The organism is Microcella alkalica (assembly GCF_014595885.1).
GTDB classification, from domain to species: Bacteria; Actinomycetota; Actinomycetes; order Actinomycetales; family Microbacteriaceae; genus Microcella; species Microcella alkaliphila_B.
Window position 1 is genome coordinate 1 of record NZ_JABUKC010000004.1, and the last position, 19925, is coordinate 19925.

A 19925-nucleotide genomic window follows, 5' to 3' on the forward strand; every position below is an offset into this window, starting at 1 on the left:
CCCCATCATCGGTGCCGACGTCAGCAACCGTCATCGTCATCTCAGTATTGGTCCGTTCTCGCCCCGTGCAGTGCGAAGGTCAGCAGTGCTGGTGTCTCACCCCATCCTGACGCACAGGGGGCTCGCACGGGGCCTCTACGGGCCTGTGACAAGTGTGACTTTGAGACTTTCAGGCTTCGAAAGTCACAACATCACACAAATCACACCCCCGCAGGATGGGGGTGGCCGGTGATGCTCGGCAGCCACAACGACTACGGCGCACGATGCCCCCGGCATGCGGCGCAGGTCTTCCTTCCCCGCTGCTATGCCTGCGAATCCCTCAACCGCGAATACGCGGCCCTCCACCTCACCGACGAAAGCGACCACGCATGATCCCCGAAGCAACCCATGTCACCCGTCAAGGCAACGACGCATGGATCACCTGCCCTTACTGCCGCCGTCGCCACCTGCACCGAGGCGTCGCATCGGGCCTCAACTGGCGCGCCCCCGGCTGCGGTCTCTACCGCAACGCTTCCGACCGTCTCGACGGCTACACGTTCACGACCAAGAAGGGCAACCGATGACCAGGGACGAAGCCCTCAACCTCGGCAACAAGATCATGACCGACCTGCTCCAGACACAGATCGGTCAGCCTCTCGAAGTTCGCCGCATCATCACCGAGCACACTGACGGCCTCGACCGGGAGCAGCTTCTCGAAGTGCTCGGGAACCTGTTGGGCGAATCGATGGACATTGGCGCGATTCTCGCCGTTGCACTCGAACGGCATCCCGACGCACAAGCCGAAGCGCTCAAGCTGCGGGAACATCTCGAATTCGCTCGGATCACTTCGCGGATCTATGACGATAGCAAATAGGCCACCCGAGCATTACCTGCACGGCGACACGGTAATTGTTCCTTCATGGGCATGCGCGTTCCTCTACCAAGCAGGAAACTTCGAAACGTGGACAGCAAATAATCGTGGCAAGTTTCCGCATGCCGACAACGTTTTGATCGCCATTCGCCTCGGCGCGAAGAAATGGCGTGAACAGATCGAAGGAACACGGGCGGCACCGAAAGAGGAACGGCCCACACAATCGGAATGGCTAACAACAAGCGAATTGGCTGACCATTTGGGATTCACGACCAGAGGCGCACGGAAAGCATGCGCCGAAGGACGAATCGAAGCCGAACTGGTTGACGGCCGCTATCGCATCAGCCGAACGGCGCTCGCACATTACCGAGCGCGACACCAGAACTAGGAGTGACATGAGCAGGATTGACATGCTGCGGGAGTCCCGCAACAGCACATGGGAGCAGGCGAAGCGACTGCTCGACCGTGCCAAGAACGAGAAGCGCGGCCTCTACGGGGAGGAAGAGCGGCAGTACGAAGCGCTCACCGCCGACCTCGAGAGCATCGGCGCGCAGATCCGCCGACTCGAGGACGACGAGCGCAGCGCACGCCAGACCGAGGAGACGATGCGTGGTCTGCTCGGCCAGCCCGCGAGCCGCCGCCAGTCGGAGGTTGCCGACGAGATCCGCAACACCATCCTGACCCGCAGCAACGCGCCGCTGGAGTTCAAGACCGCTGAGGAGGAGGTGCGCAGCTACTTCCGACCCGGCATCGAGCGTCGCGCCCTCTCGACCTCGACCGGCTCGGCCGGAATGCGTGGCGTTTCGTTCTTCGACCGCGTGCTGACGCACATGGTTGACGAGTCCGCGATCCTCTCGGCCGGCGCGACCGTCATTCAGTCGCAGTCGGGTGAGCCGCTGCGGATCCCGAAGAGCACCGCGTTCTCGACGGCCGCGATCGTCACCGAGGGTGCGCAGATCGGCACGTCCGAGCCGACGCTCGACACGTTCACCCTCAACGCGTACAAGTACGCCTTCATGGTCTACATCACGCGTGAGCTCGCGGAGGACGCGAACTTCGACCTCGAGGGTTGGCTTGCCCGCGAGTCGGGTGAGGCGCTTGGCCGCGCGTTCGGCGCTCACGCGATCACCGGCACTGGCACCGGCCAGCCGACTGGCGCTCTCACGGGCGCGACGCTCGGCAACACCGGCCCGACCGGTACGGCGTCAAGCTTCGGCACGCACACCACTGCCGGTCAGGGTGGAGACCTGTTGCAGGATCTCTACGCCTCCGTCGCGGCCCCGTACGCCCGTTCGGAGTCCGCCGCGTGGCTCATGCGCTCGGCGACGCTCGCCGCGATCCGCAAGCTTCGCGACGCTGACGGCCGCTACGTGTTCTCGGCCGACATCCCCACGGGTTCCGGCGCGGCCGGCACCATCCTTGGCCGTCCGGTCTACATCGACCCGAACATGCCCGCAATGGGCGCAAACGCCAAGAGCGTCCTGTTCGGTGACTTCTCGAAGTACTACGTGCGCCGCATCAACGGCATCCGTTTCGAGCGGTCGGAGGAGTTCAAGTTCGACACCGACCAGATCGCGTTCCGCTGCGTGGCACGCATGGACGGTGCTCTCGGGGACACCACCGGCGCGCTGAAGTACTTCGCCCACAGCGCTACCTAGTAGCAGCTGAGGCGACGGCCCCGACAGTCGGCAGGTAGACAACCACCGACCCTCGGGAGTGACGCTGAGCGGCCCCCAGAGACCATCTCAGACACCGCGTTAGCGTCCAGCCACCGTGTGCCCCCTGACGCGCTCACAGAGCCGCTGACGGGGGCACACGCACTATCCCGACTTTCTGGCCGGGGCAAACCGAGAAGACCGCGCCATCTTTCAATTTCTGAGCGATGAGACCCCTACCCCATCGCGCGCGCGAACCCCCCCCTCCCCTCGGGGGGGTACGAGATGAAGACTGCGCGGTGAACCCCATGGGGGGTCGAGTTTAAACCTGGCCGCTTGTTTCGGCTTTTGATTGGAGGTCGCGTTATGGCGATCAAGAAGAGCTTGTCATTTGAGATTTTCGGTAAGGACAAGAGCGCTTCGAAGACGATGCGCGGCGTTGGCAAGGAAGCCGATTCGCTGGGTAAGCGGATGGCGAGTGTTGGCAAGGCGATGGCTGCGGGGTTGGCGGTTGCGGGTGCGGCTGCGGTTGCTTTTGGTGTGGAGTCGGTGAAGGCGTTTGCTGAGGCGCAGGAGTCGCAGAATCGGCTTCGGTTTGCGCTTGAGAAGTTTCCGAAGGCGGCTGATACGAACATCAAGGCGTTGGGTCGGCTGAACGAAGCGCTGATGAAGAAGACCCGGTTTGACGATGACGCGATCGCGTCAGCACAGTCGGTGCTCTTGCAGTACGAGTTGACCGGGCAGCAGCTTGAAGATCTCACCCCGCTGCTGTTGGACTTCGCCGCCCGTACCGGGCAGGATCTCACGTCCGCGTCAGAGCAGTTGGGTAAGGCGCTGCTCGGTCAGGGGCGCGCGTTGAAGGACGTGGGTATCGACTTTGTGGATACGGGGTCGGTTGCCGGGAACTTCGATCAGATCATGGCGGGTCTGCGGAAGCAGGTTGGAGGTTTCGCGGAGGAAGACGCGAAGACTGCGGCCGGCACCCTCGAGCAGTTGCGGAACCGGTTCGGTGAGATTCAAGAGAAGATCGGCGAAGCGCTGATGCCGAAGCTGATGGATTTCGCGGAGTGGTTAGAGGGCGACGGCGCGAAAGCGGTTGAGGGGCTAACCGACTGGATCGTTGATGAGGCGATCCCGAACTTGAGTGACTTTGTTGACTGGGTTGTGAAGTGGAAGGACGAGCTCGCGCTCGTGACGGGTGCCATCGGCGCAGCGACGGCCGCGCAGTGGCTGCTGAACGGCGCTATGGCTGCGAACCCTGTAGGCATCGTGGTTGCGGCGCTCATTGCGGCCTCGGCGTGGATCGTTCACGTGTTCCGCAACTTCGAGAAGTTCCGCCTCGGCGTGATCGACGCGGCCGCGCAGGTCGGCGGTGCGTTGGTTGGGATTGCTCGAGGCGTGAACGGGTTCATTCAGAACATGATCAACAACATGATCGCGGGCATCAACACTGTCATTCGGGCGGTCAATGGGTTGCTGTCGGCTGTCGGGTTGCCGCGTATTGGCACCATTGGGCGGTTCACGATGGATCAGTCGGGACTTGACCGGATTGCTCGGAACTTTCAGCAGAACCGCAGTAGCGGGGCGTTCAGCGGCAGCGGGGGCACGCGTCCTCGGTACATGGCTGAGGGAGGCATTGTGTTGCCTACCCCTGGCGGGACGAACGCGGTGATCGGTGAGGCCGGTTCTGCGGAGGCGGTGATTCCGTTGAGTCAGTCCGCCCTTGCACGGTACGGGCTGGGCGGAGATGGCCTGACGGTAAACGTGACCGTATCCGGCGTCAGCACACGCACGCAGGGCGAGATGGGCCGCGAGATCGTGAAGGCGATCCAGGCCGCTCAGGACGTTGGACTCATCCGCAAGGGACTCGTGCTCTAGTGCCTAGAGCTGCGCGCGAAGGATTTCGTCGGCGGTCTCGCTGTTCGTTCTGATGCGAAGCGAGATGTTGAAGTATGCGCCCACGGTGTGGTTCACGACAGGCGCGTCGTACTCGACCTCAATGTCTACAGATTCGGCGTTCTCGGGCACGATCAGCCCGAACTTGTTTTGAAGTGCTTGGAGGATCTTCTCGTCATCGAACTCGCGGTCTGTGGAGGCCATGAGAAGAACTTACAAGCGCGCGGGCGGGCGGTCTACGGACTTGCCCGCCCGTTTTTCATGTTGCGGACTTCGACCTAGTTCCCTAGAAACTGTTGCGCCCTCGCTCGTGACGATGTGCCGCGGGGTCGTCGCGACGAGCCCCGTGAGGGTGATGGTGTCGGTCATGGCGTGCTCCTTCAGTAGCCGGTGTCGGGTGGGCGCCGGCGGTTCGTGCCGGAGAGCGCCGGCGCCCGCGACGAGGATGCGCCGCCGGCGACCGCACCGGATGGCGGGAGCACGACCGGTGGACGCTCGCGCTCGCCCTCGCGGGTGGGGAGGAGCGGTCAGCTCGACTGCCAGCCGCTGTCGCGCAGGCGGGCGAACGACTCCAGCAGCAGATCCAGCGTGAACTCGAACTCGAACCGCTCGTCGCACCCGGCGGGGTGGCGCCGCTGCTGCTCGGCGGCGACGCCGGCGATGTGCGGGAACGCCCGCGCGATCTGGGCGAGCAGCTGCGGGTCGGGCGCCGGCGACGTGGCGGCCGCTCCGCTCGAGGCGAAGGCCTCGGGGCTGAACCCCCAGATGCGGTGCCCCAGCGCGTGCATGGCGTGGTGGGCGAGGTCGTACGAGCAGCCGCCGGCGACGAGATCGCCGACGAGAGCGTTCATGTGACCGAGCACCGCAGGCGTGCGCTCGGTCGCCCCCTCGATGGCGGTGCGCAGCCAGGGATGCTCCAGCAGGGCCGCGCGGGCGCCGAGCACGCGCGCGCGGATCGCCGCGGTCCACTCCGAGCCCTCGGCGGGCGTCGGGTAGTCGGAGACGATCGCGTCGATCATCGCGGTGACGAGGTCTCCCTTGCTCGCGACGTGCTTGTAGAGCGCCATGGGCACCACGCAGAGCTCGGCGGCGAGTCGGCGCATGCTGACGGCCTCGAGCCCCTCGGCGTCGGCCAGCGCGATCGCCGCCCGCACGACGCGCGAGCGACTGAGCGGCGAGGCGGCCGCTCTCGACCCGGCCGGGGGTCGGCTCTGCTCGGTCATGCGCCCTCCCTTGACGGGTGTACAGCGTACACCTAGAGTGAGGCGATCCCGAGGTGTACGCCGTACACCCGCCGAGCATCCGGAGACCGCGCATGACCACCGACCGCCGGCTCGCCCTCTGGGCGGGCATCCTCTACCTCGCGACGTTCGCCACGTCGTTCCCCGCCCTGGCCCTCAAGACGCCGCTGCTCGAGGGCAGTGACGAACCCGGGCTCGCCGCGCTCGGCACCGCGCTCGAGATCGCGCTCGCCTTCACGTGCGTCGGCACGGCGATCGCCCTGCTGCCGCTCGCCCGGCGCATCAGCGAGCCGCTCGCCGTCGGCTTCGTGGCCTCGCGCACGATCGAGGCGGCGATGATCCTCAGCGGTGCGCTCGCGCTCATCGCGCTCATCGAGCTCGGCCCGACCGCGGCGGGCGCGCCCGTGCTCATCGAGCTGCACGACGCGGCGTTCCTGCTCGGCCCCGCGTTCATGGCGTCGATCAACGCCGCGCTGCTGGGCAGGGTCATGCTGCGCGGCCGCCTCGTGCCGCGCATCATCCCCCTCATCGGCCTCGTCGGCGCACCGCTGCTGCTCGCGAGCTCGTTCGGGGTCGTCCTCGGCGCCTGGGAGCAGGTGTCGCCCGTCGGCGCCCTCACCGCCCTGCCGATCGCCGCGTGGGAGCTGTCGCTCGGGCTGTGGCTGACGATCAGGGGCGTGCGGATGCCCGCAGCCGCCCCCGGCGCGCCCGTCGCGGGCGGCGTCGACGACGCGATCGCGGCATCCGGTCGAGTCTGACCGAGCGGCACGGCCCCCGACTCGCGTGCGGGCCGGGGGCCGTGGCATGCTCGGCCGACGAGGAGGAACCGTGACGCACGACGCCGCCTGGCGCCCCATCATCGCGGCGCTCGCCAACGACGACGCCCGCCCCGTCGCGGGTGCCCTGCTCGCCGGGCACGACGCAGGGGCGGCGCTCGAGGCGCTGTCGGCGGCGAAGCAGGCGCGCGTCATGCGCACCCTCGTCGACGCGGGCCTCGCCGAGCAGCGCGGCGACGACCTCGTGGCGCGGCCGGAGGTGTTCCGGCAGCTGCTGCGCAGCGCACCGATCGAGCGGCCCACCGGTATCGCGCGCTTCGTGCGCGACGGCCGCATCGAGCGCTGGCCGTCGAGCGCGAGCGATCGGGCCGAGCTGCTCGCCTGGGCCGCCGAGCGCGCGCTCGCCTTGGGCGAGGTCGCCGATGAGGCGACCGTCACCGAGCGGCTCGGCGCCGTGTTCAGCGACCCGGCGGCCCTCCGGCGCTACCTGGTCGACGCGGGGCTGCTCGAGCGCCGCCGCGACGGCTCGGAGTACGCCCGCCCGGCCTGACGACGTCGGCCCGAGCGGGCGGCGCGCCGAGCCTCAGTGCTCGCGGAACTCCGGTCGGTCGGCGCCCGGCCCGAGCGCCGCGTGCAGCGCCCCCTTGGCCGCGTCGAGCGAGCCGAAGGGCCCGCGAGCGTCATCGTCGGCGCGCAGGCGAACGGTGAACCGCTCGCCCTCGCGATGGATCCAGCCGACCGTGCCTGCGGGGCCGGCCGCGACCCAGGTCTGCTGCGTTCCGGTGCTCATGCTCATCGTCGAGCCCTCCTCCCGCGGCGCGCACTGCGCCGTGCGTGGCCGACGCTACGCCGCCGCGGCGAGCCTGTCGAGGGGCCGACGGATGCCCTCAGGAAGCCTTGACGTAGGGCGCGTACGACGCCCTGATCTTGTTGACCTTCGGCAGGGCCACGGCGAGGCAGTAGCCCTGCCCGGGGTTCTTGGCGAAGAAGTCCTGGTGGTACTCCTCAGCGTCGAACCACTCCCCCAGCGGCGTGATCTCGGTGACGATGCCGCCCTCCCAGTAGCCGTCGGCGCGGTCTCGCGCCGCCTCGAAGAGGGCCTTCTCCTCCTCGTCGGCGTAGAACATCGCCGAGCGGTACTGCGTGCCGACGTCGTTGCCCTGGCGGTTCAGCTGACGCGGGTCGTGCAGGGTGAAGAACACGTCGAGGATCACGTCGGCGGGGATCACGGCCGGGTCGAAGACGACCTTCACCGCCTCGGCGTGACCGGTCGTGCCGGTGCAGACGAGCTCGTACGAGGGGTGCGCCACGGTGCCGCCGGTGTAGCCGGAGACGACGTCGTGCACGCCGTCGAGCACGCGGTAGACCGCGTCGAGGCACCAGAAGCATCCGCCGGCGAGATGGAAGGTTCGCATGCCGCCATCGTAGGCGGGCGCGCGGAGCGCGAGCCGAGCATCCGCGCCGATCGAATCGATACGAGCGCGGCCTCGCCGCGCACTAGAGTGACGGCATGCCCCACGTCGCCGCCGATGACCGCTACGAGCAGCTCGAGTACGCGAGGGTCGGCCGCAGCGGCCTCAAGCTGCCCCGCATCTCGCTCGGGCTCTGGAACAACTTCGGCGACGACCGGCCGATCGAGACGCAGCGGGCGATCCTGCGCCGCGCCTTCGACCGGGGCGTGACGCACTTCGACCTCGCGAACAACTACGGGCCGCCCGACGGCAGCGCCGAGACGAACTTCGGGCGCATCCTGCACGAGGACTTCGGGCCGTACCGCGACGAGCTCATCATCTCGACGAAGGCGGGCTACTACATGTGGCCGGGCCCCTACGGCGAGTGGGGCTCGCGCAAGTACCTGCTGAGCTCGCTCGACCAGAGCCTGACGCGCATGGGCCTCGACTACGTCGACATCTTCTACAGTCACCGCCCCGACCCCGAGACCCCGCTCGAGGAGACGATGGGCGCGCTCGCGACGGCCGTGCAGAGCGGCAAGGCGCTCTACGCGGGCATCTCCAACTACGACGCCGGTCAGACGCGCGAGGCGCACCGGATCCTCGGCGAGCTCGGTGTGCCGCTGCTCATCCACCAGCCGCGGTACAACATGTTCGATCGCCGCATGGAGCACGGCCTGCTGGATGCCCTCACCGAGACCGGCATCGGCAGCATCGTCTTCTCGCCGCTCGCGCAGGGGCTGCTCACGAACCGGTACCTCGACGGCGTTCCGGCCGGCTCGCGCGCCGCCGAGGGTCGCTGGATCAGCGGCGACAACATCGACGAGACCTACCTCGAGCGCGCCCGCGCCCTCAACGCGATCGCCGAGGGCCGCGGCCAATCGCTCGCGCAGCTCGCCCTGCTCTGGGTGCTGCGCCACCCGCAGGTGACGAGCGCCCTCATCGGCGCGAGCAGCGTCCGCCAGCTCGACGACAGCCTGGATGCCCTGCACGGCGCCGCGCTGACCGCCGACGAGCTCGCCGCCATCGAGCCGCACGCGGTGCACGGCACGGGCTCGCGGAGCTGACATGGGCTACCTGCTCGCCGTCGCGGCGGCGGTGCTGTTCGGCGCGAACGGCAGCGTCACGAAGATCATGATGGAGGCGGGGCTGAGCCCCGCGCAGGTGACGCAGTTCCGCCTGCTGGGCACCGCGATCGTCGCGGGGCTCGTGCTGGTCGTCGTCGACCGGGCGGCGTTCCGGCTGCCGCGCCGTCAGTGGCCGGTCATGATCGTGCTCGGCATCGTCGGCGTCGCCGTGCTGCAGGCGACCTACGCCGCCGCGGTACAGCGCCTGCCCGTTGGCATCGCGCTGCTGCTGGAGTACACGGCTGTGCTCATGGTCGCCCTGGTCGCGTTCTTCTTCTTCAAGGAGCAGGTCAAGACGCGGCTCTGGGTCGCGATCGCGCTCGTGCTCGTCGGGCTCGCCGTCGTCGCGCGCGTCTGGTCGAGCGAGCTCGACGCGCTCGGCGTCGTGCTGGCGATCGGCGCGGCGGTGTGCCTCGCGGCGTACTTCCTCATCGGCGAGCGCCAGGTGGCGAAGACCTCCGCCCTCGCGGTGTCGTTCTGGACGATGACGATCGCGACCGTCTTCTGGTCGTTCGTCAGCGGCTGGTGGGAACTCGACGCGAGCGTGTTCACGCAGCCGGTCGACATCGGCGGCGTCGGTGGCGAGCTCGTCGTACCGATGCTGCTGCCGCTCCTCTGGAACGTCGTGCTCGGCACCTTCGCCCCGTTCCTGCTGAGCCTCGCCGCGCTGCGGTTCCTGCCCGCGACGGCGGCCGGCATCGTGGCCTCCTCCGAGGTGATCTTCGCCTTCGCGGTCGCCTGGCTCTGGCTCGGCGAGACCCTCGACGTCGTGCAGATCGTCGGGGCCGCGGTCGTGCTCGCGGGGGTCATCCTCGCTCAGACGGCCCGCGCCGGGAAGGTCGTCGACGCCGATCTGGCCCTCACCACGGGCCCCATCACGACGGTTCGCGACACCGCCGTTCCCTGATCGATCCGGATGCTCGGCGCGGGTGTGGCGAATCCGAGGCCCGCGCGACCGCGGGGGTAGCCTGCGACCATGCAGTGGGCGAACGACATCCTCGACTGGTTCGGCTCCCCTGAGGGGCGCCGCGTGCTGTCGAACGTGATCATCCCGGCCGTCGCGATCATCGTCGCCGGCATCATCGCCGGTCTCATCGGGCGCGGCTCGACGAAGCGCGTCATCGCCCAGTACCAGCGCGACGCGCTCACCGCCGCCGTGCAGGGGCTCGTGCTCGCGGGCCGCAAGGCCGCCGGCTGGAACGCCATCGGCACCGTCGAGCGCGTGCAGGTCGACCACCTCATCGGCGAGGCCGAGACGCGCATCCGCCTGCTGCCTGTGCCAGGCGCCGCGCTCGCCGCCAACTGGGCCGCCCACCAGCTGGAGGACATGAAGCGCAACTCCGCCGGCTTCTCGTTCCAGGCGCAGCAGACCCTCGCCGAGTACCGCGACCGCCTCATCGCGTGGAGCGAGAAGCCCCGCCAGGCGAAGAAGCTCTTCGGCGCCGACCTGGAGCGCTGGAAGTACGAGGTCGACCCGGCCGAGCAGCAGCTCGTCGCCGAGCAGGCCCGCTGGGAGGCCGAGCACACGCCGGAGCGCGAGACCGCGGCCGTGACGCCCGTCGTCGCGACGACGCCCGCCGCCACCACCGGCGCCGTGAGCCCCGCCGCCGCCTCGGCGCCCGTCAGCCCGGTCAGCCCCGTCAGCCCGCTCACGCGCGACGAGCCGCCCGTGACGCCCCCGACCGCCGGCACGCCGCTCGTCGTCTCGACGCCGTTCGCCCCGACGCTCACGAGCTCGACCTCGAGCCCGGGCGGCGAGAGCGAGAGCGTCGCCGACGCGCGCTCGATCGACGCGGGCGAGAGCGACCCCGAGCCGACGCAGGCCTTCGTGGTGCAGCATCACGCCGAGAGCCCCTCGACGCCGGGCGCCGACGACGCTCCCCCGCCGATGCCCGCGCAGAACGTGCGCGACCGCATCGACCACCGCGACGACGTCTAGCGCGGCAGCGGGCCGCTCGCGGGGCTCAGCTCGCCGGCACCGCCTCGCCGTCGTGCGTCGCCGCGTACGCGCGACGCGACCACATCGACACGTGGTGGTGCATCTCGGGGATGAGCGGCTCATGCTCGGGCTTCATGAGCACGCTGCGCATGATGCGGCCGGTGGGCGCATCAACCTCGAGGTCGATGCCCCGCGCGCGCAGCTGCTCGGGCTTGACGACGTAGGTCGCCAGGTGCGTCTGCTGCGGGCGCGTCGTGTCGGCCGCCATCTCGAAGATTGCGTGACTCGTGCGGTCGAGCTCGGCCATCGTGCGCACGCGCGGCAGGTAGGTGATGATGTCGAGCTCGGGCCGCTGGTAGGGCTGCAGGATGTCGGACTCGCTGATGAGCCCGTGCCAGGTCTGGGCCGCGCGGTAGCCAGGCAGCACGATGCCGCCGAGGCCTTCCTTGGTGAGCGGGAATACGCGCAGCGTCGCCCACAGCGCGGCCGCCGAGGCCCCGGCCCGAGAGCACTCGAGCTGGATCTCGCCGAAGTGCCGCTCGGTGCTCGCGAAGTAGGTGTACGGCGACTCGTGGTGGTAGTACCGCAGGATCGACTGGTCGTTGAACAGCACCGCACCGCAGCCGTAGGGCTGCAGGCCGTGCTTGTGCGGGTCGACGACGACCGAGTCGGCGTCCTTGATCGCGCGGAAGTGCCGGGCCGTCCCCGGCTCGAGCTCGTCGGCGATGATCGAGAAGAACCCGCCGTAGGCGGTGTCGACGTGGATGCGCGCGCCGTACCGCCGCGCGAGCGGGATGATGTCGGCCAGCGGGTCGACCGCGCCGAGGCCCGTCGTGCCGAGGGTCGCGACGACGACGCCGATGCGCCCGGTGGCGAGCTCGCGCTCGAGGGCGTCGAGCTCCATGCGCCCGATGGCGTCGGTCGGGATGCTCACGGTGTCGATGCCGAGCACCTCGCCCATGCGGGAGTGCGTGTAGTGGGCATCCGCTGAATGGGCGATCGCCTTGCCCGGTGCGATCTCGCGGCTGATCCAGAGCGCCTCGAGGTTCGCGGTCGTGCCGCTCCAGGTGAGGTGGCCCATGTACTCGGCCGGGTAGTCGAACATGGCGGCGAGCTGGTCGAGCACCTCGTGCTCCATGGCGGTGGTCGCCCGGCTCGCGTCGATCGAATGGTTGTTGGGGTTCAGCTGCATCGTCGCGAGGTACGCGGCGGTCGCGACGGGGTGCGGCGGCTTGAGCATCTGGCCCGCGTACTGCGGGTGGAAGTACGGGAAGTTGTCGTCGAGCCGCTCGATGAGCTCGGCGAGCACCGCGTGCACCTGGTCGGGGTCGGCGTGGGTCGACGGATGCTGATCCCAGGTTCCGTAGGTCGCCTTCAGGTCGCCGATGCCGGTCATCACCTGCGGCAGCAGCTCGTTCAGATCGACGGGACGCTTCGCGCTCACAACCGCACTCCTTCGTGTGGACGGGTGGATCCGGCGCGAGCCTGGTGGGCCGCGCCGGAGAGTCACACGGAGTCTACGGAGGAACGGTGGCCGTTCGGTAGCGAACGAAGACCGCGTCCTATGGTGGCGCCCTCGGCAGGAATCGAACCTGCGACCAAGAGATGAGAAGCACCGCGAGACCCACTCCAACGCGCCCTCGGCAGGAATCGAACCTGCGACCAAGAGATTAGAAGGCTCCTGCTCTATCCGCTGAGCTACGAGGGCTGGCCGCTCCAGGGTAGCCGAGGGGCGCGCTCAGTCGGCGGCCGCGGCGAGCGCCGTCAGCAGGCGCGGCAGCGTCGGCACGCCCGCGGCGCGCACGACCTCCGAGCCGTCGGCGCGGCGGATGATCGTCGTCGGCGTGCTCATGATGCCGAGCTCCTCGGCACGAGCGGCGTGGGCGGCGACGTCGCGCTCCTCGACGGCGAGCGCGGGCACGAGCCGCTGCGCCTCGGCGACGACCTCGCGGGCCCGGTGGCACGGGTCGCAGAAGGCGGAGGTGTAGAGCTCGAGCAGCACCCGCCCAGCGTAGGCCGTCGGTGCTGACGGTTAGACTCCCCGGGTGAGTGCTGCGACCGACCGTCTCGTCTGGATCGACTGCGAGATGACCGGTCTCGACCTCACGAAGGACGAGCTCGTCGAGGTCGCCGTGGTCATCACCGACTACGAGCTCGAGCCCGTGCATCCGGGCTTCGCCGTCGTCATCAGGCCGTCGGAGAGCGCGCTGGCGAGCATGGGCGACTTCGTGCGCGAGATGCACGCGAGCTCGGGCCTGCTCACCGAGCTCGAGCACGGCGTGAGCCTGGAGGAGGCCGAGCAGGCGGTGCTCGACTACATCACCGAGCACGTGCCGAACGCCGGCCAGGCGCCGCTCGCGGGCAACACGATCGGCACCGACCGCTCGTTCCTGGCTCGCGACATGCCGCGCGTCGACGCGCACCTGCACTACCGCTCGGTCGACGTCTCGAGCATCAAGGAGCTCGTGCGGCGCTGGTTCCCGCGCGTGTACTTCAACGCCCCGGCGAAGAACGGCGGGCACCGGGCGCTCGCCGACATCCTGGAGTCGATCCGCGAGCTCGAGTACTACCGCCGCGTCGGCTTCGTCGCCGAGCCCGGCCCGTCCAGCGAGGATGCCCAGGCCATCGCCGCGACCATCGTCGAGCGCTGGGCGCCCCGCCTGAGCTGAGCCTCGACGCAGCCCGCCGCGCCGCGAACGCCGGCCCTCGGCCGTGGCGCGCGGAGCCCCGGCGCTGTACTACCATTGAGCGGTCGCGCCTCTGGCGCCGACGCCTGGTGGGTATAGCTCAGTTGGTAGAGCACCTGGTTGTGGTCCAGGGGGTCGCGGGTTCAAGTCCCGTTACTCACCCCAGCATGAGACCCCGGTTCCGCGCAGCGGGCCGGGGTCTCGTCGTTCCGCGCCTCACTCGCGCACGATCGAGCCCGGGTCGACGTCGGCGCGCCACCCGCGCCACACGGGGTGCCGCAGCCGCCCGGGCCCCGTCCACTCGGTGAACGACACCTCGCCGACGAGCTCGGGGCGCAGCCAGATCGCGTCGCGAGCATCCGACGCGGGGATGTCCGTGAACGGGCACCGGGTGGTCTCCAGCGCCCGCAGGCGCTCGCGCAGGGCGTCGAGCTCGCGCTCGCCGAAACCCGAGCCGACGCGACCCGCATACGCGAGGCCTCGGCCCTGCGGCACGCCGACGAGCAGCGAGCCGATGCCGCCGCCGCGCCGCCCCGCGCCGGGCCGCCAGCCGCCGACCACGACCGACTGGCTGCGCACGTGCTTGAGCTTGATCCAGGCGCTCGAGCGGCGGCCCGGCCGGTACACGCTGTCTCGCCGCTTGGCCATGACCCCCTCGAGCCCGAGCTCGCGGCTGGTCGTGAGCGCGGCGTCGAGCGCGCCGTCGAACGCGGGCGGCACCTGCACCGAGCCCGAGGCAGTCACGAGGGCGGTGAGCAGCTCGCGGCGGGCGTCGTAGTCGAGCCCCGCGGCATCCTCACCGCCGGCGACGACCACGTCGAAGAGCATGACCTGCACGGGCACGGCGGAGACCATCGCGGCGATCTCGCGCGGCTTCGTCAGCCCCATGCGGCGCTGCAGCAGGCCGAAGTCAGGGCGGCCGCGGGCGTCGAGCGCGACGATCTCGCCGTCGAGCACCGTGGGGCCGGCGGCGCGCACCGAGCGCTCGACGAGGTCGGGCAGCGCTGCGAGCTCGGGGTAGGCGGAGGTCAGGTCGACGCCGTTGCGGCTGCGCAGGGCGAGCCCGCCGCCGTCCAGGTGGGCGAGGGCCCGGATGCCGTCCCACTTCATCTCGAACGCCCACGCCTCCGGCTCGACGATGTCGGCGGGCGTGCCGGCGGTCGCGAGCATCGGCGCGACCGCCGACGAGCCAGCGCGAGCCGCGGCGGCCGCCTGGCCGCTGCCGTGCAGCACGCGCCGACCGGCGCGCGGGGCGAGCCGCTCCCCGGACGCCGGGCCCGACCGCTCGGCGGGAGCCTCGTCCATGAGGTGCATGATCCACTGCGCGCGGCCCGGCCCGGCGACACCCGCCGGAGCCCGGTCGCCCGTGCGGATGAGCGCGTACCGGTGCGAGCCGCGCCGCCCGTGCAGGGTCGCGATGACCTCCTCGCCGTCGCGCCACTTCTCGAGGTCGTAGGTGCCGGCATCCCAGATCGTCATCTCGCCCGCGCCGTACTCGCCGGCCGGGATGGTGCCCTCGAAGTCGAGGTACTCGATCGGGTGGTCCTCTGTGGGCACCGCGAGCCGGTTCACCGCCGGGTCGTCGGGCGGCCCCTTCGGCACGGCCCAGCTGACGAGCACCCCGTCGCGCTCGAGCCGCACATCCCAGTGCAGGCGCCGGGCGTGGTGCTCCTGGATGACGAAGCGGCGGCCATCGGTCGGGGGCGGCACGGCGCTCGGCACGGGCTCGGGCGTGCGCCGCGCATCCCGCATCGAGCGGTAGGTCGCGAGTCGGTCATCCTCGTCATCGTCGTCGGTGTACGCGACCTCGAGCGGGGCGAGCAGGTCGCCCTTCTCGCGCGCCCGCCGCAGCACCTCGCGGTGGTCGAGGTGGCGCAGGCTCGGCGAGGCGAGCTCGCGCCAGGTGCGGGGCGCGGCGACCATCGGCCGCGAGCGCCCGCGCAGCGAGTACGGCGCGACGGTGGTCTTCGCGCCGCTGTTCTGGCTCCAGTCGACGAGCACGCGCCCGGTGCGCTTCGCCTTCTTCATGTCGCTCACGACGAGCTCGGGGTGGTCGGCCTCGAGCGCCCGCGCGAGCTCGTGGGCGAGCTGCGAGGCCTGCTCCGAGGTGAGGCTGCCGTCGAGCGCGCTGTACAGGTGGATGCCCTTGCTGCCGCTCGTCACCGGCAGCGGGTCGAGGCCCGCCCCCTGCAGGATGCTCCGCGCGAGCCGCGCGACCTCCGCGCACTCCGGCAGCCCGACGCCCGGGCCGGGGTCGAGGTCGAGCACGAGCCGGTCGGGGCGCTTCGGCGCGCCCGTGCGCCCCACGCGCCACTGCGGCACGTGGATCTCGAGCGAGCTGATCTGCGCGAGCCACGCGAGCGTCGCCGCGTCGTTGACGAGCGGGTACGTGTTCACATGATCGGAGTGCTGCACCTCGACCCGTGCGACCCACTCGGGTGTCGAGGCGTCGAGGTTCTTCTGGAAGAACACCGCGCCCGGATGCTCGGCCGTGCCCACCCCGTCGACCCAGCGCTTGCGCGTCGCGGGCCGATCGCGCACGTGGGGCAGCATCACGGGCGCGACCTCGGCGTAGTAGGCGAGCACGTCGGCCTTCGTCGTGCCGGTCTCCGGGTACAGCACGCGGTCGAGGCTCGTGAGCTTCAGCGTGCGGCCCTCGATGGTGACGCGGGTGTCGGAACCTGCCATGCGGCCATGCTCGCGCCGGGCATCCGCCGCCTGCCACCCCTTTGCGCAAGGGGGTTGGCGTGTGCTCGGTGCGCGCGCACGCTGGCGGCATGCGATCGATCTGGAAGGGCGCGATCACGTTCGGGCTCGTCAATGTTAACGTCAAGGTCTACAGCGCCACTGAAGACCACGACCTGCCGCTGCACCAGGTGCACGACGCCGATGGCGGGCGCATCCGATATCAGCGGCGCTGCGAGGTGTGCGGGAAGATCGTCGACTTCGGCGACATCGACAAGGCCTACGACGACGGCGAGCGCACCGTCGTGCTCACCGACGACGACCTCGCGACGCTGCCGAGCGAGCGCAGCAAAGAGATCGACGTCGTCGAGTTCGTGCCGAGCGACCAGCTCGACCCGATCATGTTCGACCGCAGCTACTTCCTCGAGCCCGACGGCTCCTCCCCCAAGGCGTACGTGCTGCTGCGCCGCACGCTGGAGGAGCAGGAGCGCACCGCGATCGTGCTGTTCTCGCTGCGGCAGAAGACGCGGCTCGCGGCCCTGCGCGTGCGCGGCGACGTGCTCATGCTGCAGACGCTGCTGTGGGACGACGAGGTGCGCGAGGCGCGGTTCCCGTCGCTCGACGCCTCGGTGCGCATCGGCGCGAAGGAGCTCGACATGAGCCGCTCGCTCGTGGAGTCGTTCGCCTCCGACTTCGCCCCCGAGCGCTTCACCGACGAGTACCAGGAGGAGCTGCGCAAGCTCGTCGAGGCGAAGCTCGCGAAGGGCGACGCGATGTCGACCGAGGAGACCTTCGGCGAGTCGTCTGGCGACGAGGAGGGCGGCGGCGAGGTGCTGAGCCTCATGGACGCCCTGCAGCGCAGCATCGAGACGAACCGGTCGAAGAAGGGCGGGGCGAAGAAGCAGACCACGACGAAGCCGGCTGCGAAGAGGCAGACCGCGACGAAGCCGGCCGCCGCGAAGAAGACTGCCGCGACGAAGACTGCCGCGACGAAGACTGCGGCGAAGAAGCCCGCCGCGAAGCGCTCGTCGGCGGCAAAGAAGTCGGCCTGAGTCTGGCCGCGCGCACGGCCCGCGCAGCGCCGTGCGGGAGAATGGCCGCATGCCCGCCCTGCCCGCCGTGCCCCTCGTCGACGAGGGCGTCGACGTCGCGCGCCGCGAGCTGCACGCGAGCGAGGTGCCGTGGCAGACCGTCGTCTGGAACGACCCGGTCAATCTCATGAGCTACGTCGCGTGGGTCTTCCGTCGCCACTTCGGCATGGATGCCCCGACCGCCGAGCAGCGCATGCTGCAGGTGCACCACGAGGGCCGGGCGGTCGTCGCCGAGGGCAACCGCGAGGCCATGGAGCGCCACGTCGAGGCCATGCACGAGTACGGCCTGTGGGCGACGCTCGAGCGGGTGCCGCGATGAGGGGCTTCGTGCCGGTCGACGGCGCGTTCGAGGCGCTGCTGGAGCCGGAGGAGGCGCGCGTGCTCGCCTCGCTCGCCGACCAGCTCGCCGGGCTGCTGGGCGAGGTCGCCGACGACGCCGAGCTCGTCGAGGCCGACCCCGCGCTCGGCCGCCTGCTGCCCGACGCGTACCGCGATGACCCCGAGGCCGCCGACGAGTGGCGCCGCCTGAGCCGTCGCGGGCTCGCCGAGCGCAAGGCCGGCTTCGCTGCGCGCTTGTCGGCCGACCTCGCCGACGCGGCGGTCGCCTCGCAGACGACGCGCATCCGCCTCGACGAGGCCGGCGCGATCGACTGGATGCGCGCGATCGGCGATCTGCGCCTCGTGCTCGCCGAGCGCATGGACCTCGCCGACGCGCTCACGTCGCCCGGCGGCGACGAGCCGAGCGACGAGACCGGGAAAGAGACCGACGACGACCTCGAGCGCCGCTCCGGCATGGCCGAGCTCTACGACTGGCTCGCCTGGATGCAGGACGACCTCGTGCGCGCCCTCGACCGCGCCGCGGAAGCCTCGTGAGCGAGGAGCGACGGGCCCTCGACCTCGACGAGGAGGCCTTCGAGGCGCTCGTCGTCGACGAGCTCGACGCACTGCCGGACGACATGGTCGAGGGTCTCGACAACGTGGTCTTCGTCGTCGAGGATCGCCCGGAGGACGGCTCGCTCGACCTGCTCGGCGAGTACCACGGCGTCGCCCTCACCGACCGCGGACAGTACGGCTTCGGTGAGCTGCCCGACCGCATCGTGCTGTACCGCGAGCCGCTGCTCGCGATCGCGGAGGACGACCTCGATGAGCTGCGCGAGCAGATCCACATCACGCTCGTGCACGAGATCGCGCACTTCTTCGGGATCGACGACGACGAGCTGCACCGCCTCGGCTGGGGCTGATCGCGTCGAGCGCGACCGGGTCGGCGCGCCCCCCGACGCCGGGTGGACCGCCCGGCCTACCCTGTCGGCATGGAACCGGCACGACGCGTCTGGCGCACCATCTCGAGCCTGTTCGCCGTCGCGGTCGTGCTCGTCACCGTCTGGGCGGCCGGGGCGCTGCTGAGCCCCATCCCCCCGCTCACGGCGGAGGTGGTCGACATCGACACGAGCGCGCTCGAGCAGGGCGCGACCTCGATCGTGCTGCCGGAGTCGGGCGCGAGCGCCGTCGCGCTGCCCACCGGCGACCCCGTCACGGCAGGTGGCGAGGAGCCCGTGCCGATCGCGGGCATCACCAAGCTCGTGCTCGCGCTCGTCGCGATCGAGCAGACCCAGCTCGAGCCGGGTCGCGGGGGCCCGACCGTGACGATCGACGCCGCCGACGTGCAGCGCCAGCGCGGCCTCGAGGCCAGCGGCGTGCGCATCGTGCCAGTGTCGAACGGCCAGACCTGGACGACCCGCGACCTGCTCGCGGCGACCGTCATCGGCTCGGGCAACAACTCCGCCGAGCTGCTCGCCGAGGCGGCCTTCGGCAGCGTGGAGGCCTACGTCGAGCAGGCGGCCACCTGGCTGACCGCGAACGGGATGCCCGACACGACGATCGTCGATGCAACGGGTCTCAACCGCGCGAACGTCGCCACGGCGCGCGACCTCGGCGTGCTCGCCCAGCGCATCGCCGCGCAGCCCACCCTCGCCGGCCTGCTGCGGGAGCGCCCGCAGTCGGCCGTCGGGCAGCGCTTCGACGACAACGCCGCCGTGGCCGCCGACCTCGGCGCGCTGGGCGCCGCAAACAGCTATACGGATGCGGCCGGTGTCTGCCAGCTGCTCTTCGTGCCCGTCGGCGACGTGCTCGCCGGCGCCGTCGTCGTCGGGCAGCCCGGGTACGACGCGGCGAACGCGGCCGTGGCGGCGCTCGTGCCCTCGCTGCAGGAGGGCCTGCAGCCGGTGCCCGTGGTCGAGGTCGGCGACGTCGTCGGCGAGCTGCGCAGCGACTGGGGTCGCGCCGTCGACCTCATCGCGCTCGAGTCGGCGACGATCCTGTCGCTCGACGCGACGGAGGTCGAGGCGCGCATCGAGGTCGCCGAGCGGCGCTCGGTGCTGAGCGGCACGAGCATCGGCCGGCTCGAGATCGAGACGGCGAGCGGCACCCAGTCGGTGCGCGTCGAGACGGCCGGCGCGATCGGCGAGCCCGGCATCGCCTGGCGCTTCGCCGACCCGCTCACGGTGCTCGACCGCTGGCTCGACTAGCC

At 70.3% G+C, this 19925-nt stretch carries 24 protein-coding genes and 2 tRNA genes; 17 read left to right on the forward strand and 9 right to left on the reverse strand.

What is annotated here, in order from left to right:
- Positions 1–368: 368 nt before the first annotated feature.
- From ID804_RS10380 to ID804_RS10400, 5 genes are all read left to right on the forward strand, one after another.
- Entirely contained in the window at positions 369–563 is a 195-nt protein-coding gene (locus ID804_RS10380; RefSeq protein WP_169079843.1) for a hypothetical protein, read from the forward strand.
- Positions 560–853, forward strand: a complete 294-nt coding sequence (locus ID804_RS10385; protein WP_169079845.1) for a hypothetical protein — start codon at positions 560–562, stop codon at positions 851–853. Before ID804_RS10380 ends, ID804_RS10385 begins: the two co-directional genes overlap by 4 nt.
- Positions 837–1238 (forward strand): helix-turn-helix domain-containing protein, encoded by a 402-nt coding sequence (locus ID804_RS10390; protein WP_169079847.1) that lies wholly within the window; start codon positions 837–839, stop codon positions 1236–1238. Before ID804_RS10385 ends, ID804_RS10390 begins: the two co-directional genes overlap by 17 nt.
- 7 nt (positions 1239–1245) lie before the next feature.
- Positions 1246–2508 (forward strand): phage major capsid protein, encoded by a 1263-nt coding sequence (locus tag ID804_RS10395; RefSeq protein ID WP_188219199.1) that lies wholly within the window; start codon positions 1246–1248, stop codon positions 2506–2508.
- A 363-nt stretch (positions 2509–2871) separates the two neighbouring features.
- The gene (locus ID804_RS10400; protein ID WP_169079851.1) at positions 2872–4383 is read left to right on the forward strand and encodes a phage tail tape measure protein; all 1512 of its coding nucleotides are present in this window, start codon (positions 2872–2874) and stop codon (positions 4381–4383) included.
- A gap of 3 nt (positions 4384–4386) precedes the next feature.
- On the opposite strand, the gene ID804_RS10405 is transcribed toward ID804_RS10400, so the two are convergent.
- The 3 genes from ID804_RS10405 to ID804_RS10415 all read right to left on the reverse strand — a co-directional run bounded on the left by ID804_RS10405 (position 4387) and on the right by ID804_RS10415 (position 5624).
- Positions 4387–4605, reverse strand: coding sequence for a hypothetical protein (locus ID804_RS10405; RefSeq protein WP_169079853.1), 219 nt, complete (start codon positions 4603–4605; stop codon positions 4387–4389).
- A gap of 9 nt (positions 4606–4614) precedes the next feature.
- Entirely contained in the window at positions 4615–4770 is a 156-nt protein-coding gene (locus tag ID804_RS10410; RefSeq protein ID WP_169079855.1) for a hypothetical protein, read from the reverse strand.
- A 158-nt stretch (positions 4771–4928) separates the two neighbouring features.
- Entirely contained in the window at positions 4929–5624 is a 696-nt protein-coding gene (locus tag ID804_RS10415; RefSeq protein ID WP_169079857.1) for a TetR/AcrR family transcriptional regulator, read from the reverse strand.
- Positions 5625–5716: 92 nt separating this feature from the next.
- Between ID804_RS10415 and ID804_RS10420 the strand changes: the two genes are divergently transcribed.
- Positions 5717–6400, forward strand: a complete 684-nt coding sequence (locus tag ID804_RS10420; RefSeq protein WP_169079859.1) for a DUF4386 domain-containing protein — start codon at positions 5717–5719, stop codon at positions 6398–6400.
- A 70-nt stretch (positions 6401–6470) separates the two neighbouring features.
- Positions 6471–6968 (forward strand): DUF2087 domain-containing protein, encoded by a 498-nt coding sequence (locus ID804_RS10425; protein ID WP_317451265.1) that lies wholly within the window; start codon positions 6471–6473, stop codon positions 6966–6968.
- 33 nt (positions 6969–7001) lie between these two features.
- On the opposite strand, the gene ID804_RS10430 is transcribed toward ID804_RS10425, so the two are convergent.
- Positions 7002–7208 (reverse strand): methyltransferase, encoded by a 207-nt coding sequence (locus ID804_RS10430; protein ID WP_223159132.1) that lies wholly within the window; start codon positions 7206–7208, stop codon positions 7002–7004.
- A gap of 97 nt (positions 7209–7305) precedes the next feature.
- Positions 7306–7833, reverse strand: coding sequence for a peptide-methionine (S)-S-oxide reductase MsrA (msrA, locus tag ID804_RS10435; RefSeq protein ID WP_169079865.1), 528 nt, complete (start codon positions 7831–7833; stop codon positions 7306–7308).
- A gap of 95 nt (positions 7834–7928) precedes the next feature.
- Here msrA and ID804_RS10440 point away from each other — a divergent pair, with 95 nt between their 5' ends.
- The 3 genes from ID804_RS10440 (at position 7929) to ID804_RS10450 (ending at position 10935) form a co-directional block, all read left to right on the forward strand.
- Entirely contained in the window at positions 7929–8936 is a 1008-nt protein-coding gene (locus ID804_RS10440; protein WP_169079867.1) for an aldo/keto reductase, read from the forward strand.
- A gap of 1 nt (position 8937) precedes the next feature.
- Positions 8938–9903, forward strand: coding sequence for an EamA family transporter (locus ID804_RS10445; RefSeq protein WP_169079869.1), 966 nt, complete (start codon positions 8938–8940; stop codon positions 9901–9903).
- A 69-nt stretch (positions 9904–9972) separates the two neighbouring features.
- A complete protein-coding gene (locus ID804_RS10450) occupies positions 9973–10935 on the forward strand; it encodes a hypothetical protein (RefSeq protein WP_169079871.1) in 963 nt (320 codons plus the stop codon).
- Between the two features lie 25 nt (positions 10936–10960).
- Here the strand turns inward: ID804_RS10450 and ID804_RS10455 are convergent, their stop codons facing one another.
- The 3 genes from ID804_RS10455 to ID804_RS10465 form a co-directional block, all read right to left on the reverse strand.
- Positions 10961–12379: a pyridoxal phosphate-dependent decarboxylase family protein gene (locus tag ID804_RS10455; RefSeq protein ID WP_317451266.1), complete on the reverse strand. Its 1419-nt coding sequence runs from the start codon at positions 12377–12379 to the stop codon at positions 10961–10963.
- 191 nt (positions 12380–12570) lie between these two features.
- Positions 12571–12643, reverse strand: a tRNA-Arg gene (locus tag ID804_RS10460).
- A 30-nt stretch (positions 12644–12673) separates the two neighbouring features.
- Positions 12674–12937, reverse strand: coding sequence for a glutaredoxin family protein (locus ID804_RS10465; protein WP_169079873.1), 264 nt, complete (start codon positions 12935–12937; stop codon positions 12674–12676).
- A 43-nt stretch (positions 12938–12980) separates the two neighbouring features.
- Here ID804_RS10465 and orn point away from each other — a divergent pair, with 43 nt between their 5' ends.
- Positions 12981–13604 carry an oligoribonuclease gene (gene orn, locus ID804_RS10470; RefSeq protein WP_169079875.1) on the forward strand — a complete coding sequence of 208 codons (624 nt, stop codon included), beginning with the start codon at positions 12981–12983 and terminating at the stop codon, positions 13602–13604.
- Positions 13605–13711: 107 nt separating this feature from the next.
- Positions 13712–13787 (forward strand) — tRNA-His (locus ID804_RS10475).
- 51 nt (positions 13788–13838) lie between these two features.
- On the opposite strand, the gene ID804_RS10480 is transcribed toward ID804_RS10475, so the two are convergent.
- Positions 13839–16310, reverse strand: a complete 2472-nt coding sequence (locus ID804_RS10480) for an ATP-dependent DNA ligase (RefSeq protein ID WP_169079877.1) — start codon at positions 16308–16310, stop codon at positions 13839–13841.
- Positions 16311–16399: 89 nt separating this feature from the next.
- Between ID804_RS10480 and ku the strand changes: the two genes are divergently transcribed.
- The 5 genes from ku to ID804_RS10505 all read left to right on the forward strand — a co-directional run bounded on the left by ku (position 16400) and on the right by ID804_RS10505 (position 19923).
- Positions 16400–17359 carry a non-homologous end joining protein Ku gene (gene ku / locus ID804_RS10485; protein WP_169079879.1) on the forward strand — a complete coding sequence of 320 codons (960 nt, stop codon included), beginning with the start codon at positions 16400–16402 and terminating at the stop codon, positions 17357–17359.
- 49 nt (positions 17360–17408) lie between these two features.
- The gene (gene clpS, locus ID804_RS10490; protein WP_169079881.1) at positions 17409–17717 is read left to right on the forward strand and encodes an ATP-dependent Clp protease adapter ClpS; all 309 of its coding nucleotides are present in this window, start codon (positions 17409–17411) and stop codon (positions 17715–17717) included.
- Positions 17714–18271 carry a DUF2017 family protein gene (locus tag ID804_RS10495; protein ID WP_169079883.1) on the forward strand — a complete coding sequence of 186 codons (558 nt, stop codon included), beginning with the start codon at positions 17714–17716 and terminating at the stop codon, positions 18269–18271. Before clpS ends, ID804_RS10495 begins: the two co-directional genes overlap by 4 nt.
- Before the next feature lie 83 nt (positions 18272–18354).
- Positions 18355–18639 carry a metallopeptidase family protein gene (locus ID804_RS10500; protein ID WP_169080252.1) on the forward strand — a complete coding sequence of 95 codons (285 nt, stop codon included), beginning with the start codon at positions 18355–18357 and terminating at the stop codon, positions 18637–18639.
- A 69-nt stretch (positions 18640–18708) separates the two neighbouring features.
- Complete coding sequence (locus ID804_RS10505; RefSeq protein WP_169079885.1) at positions 18709–19923, forward strand: serine hydrolase; 1215 nt, start codon at positions 18709–18711, stop codon at positions 19921–19923.
- Positions 19924–19925: the final 2 nt, after the last annotated feature.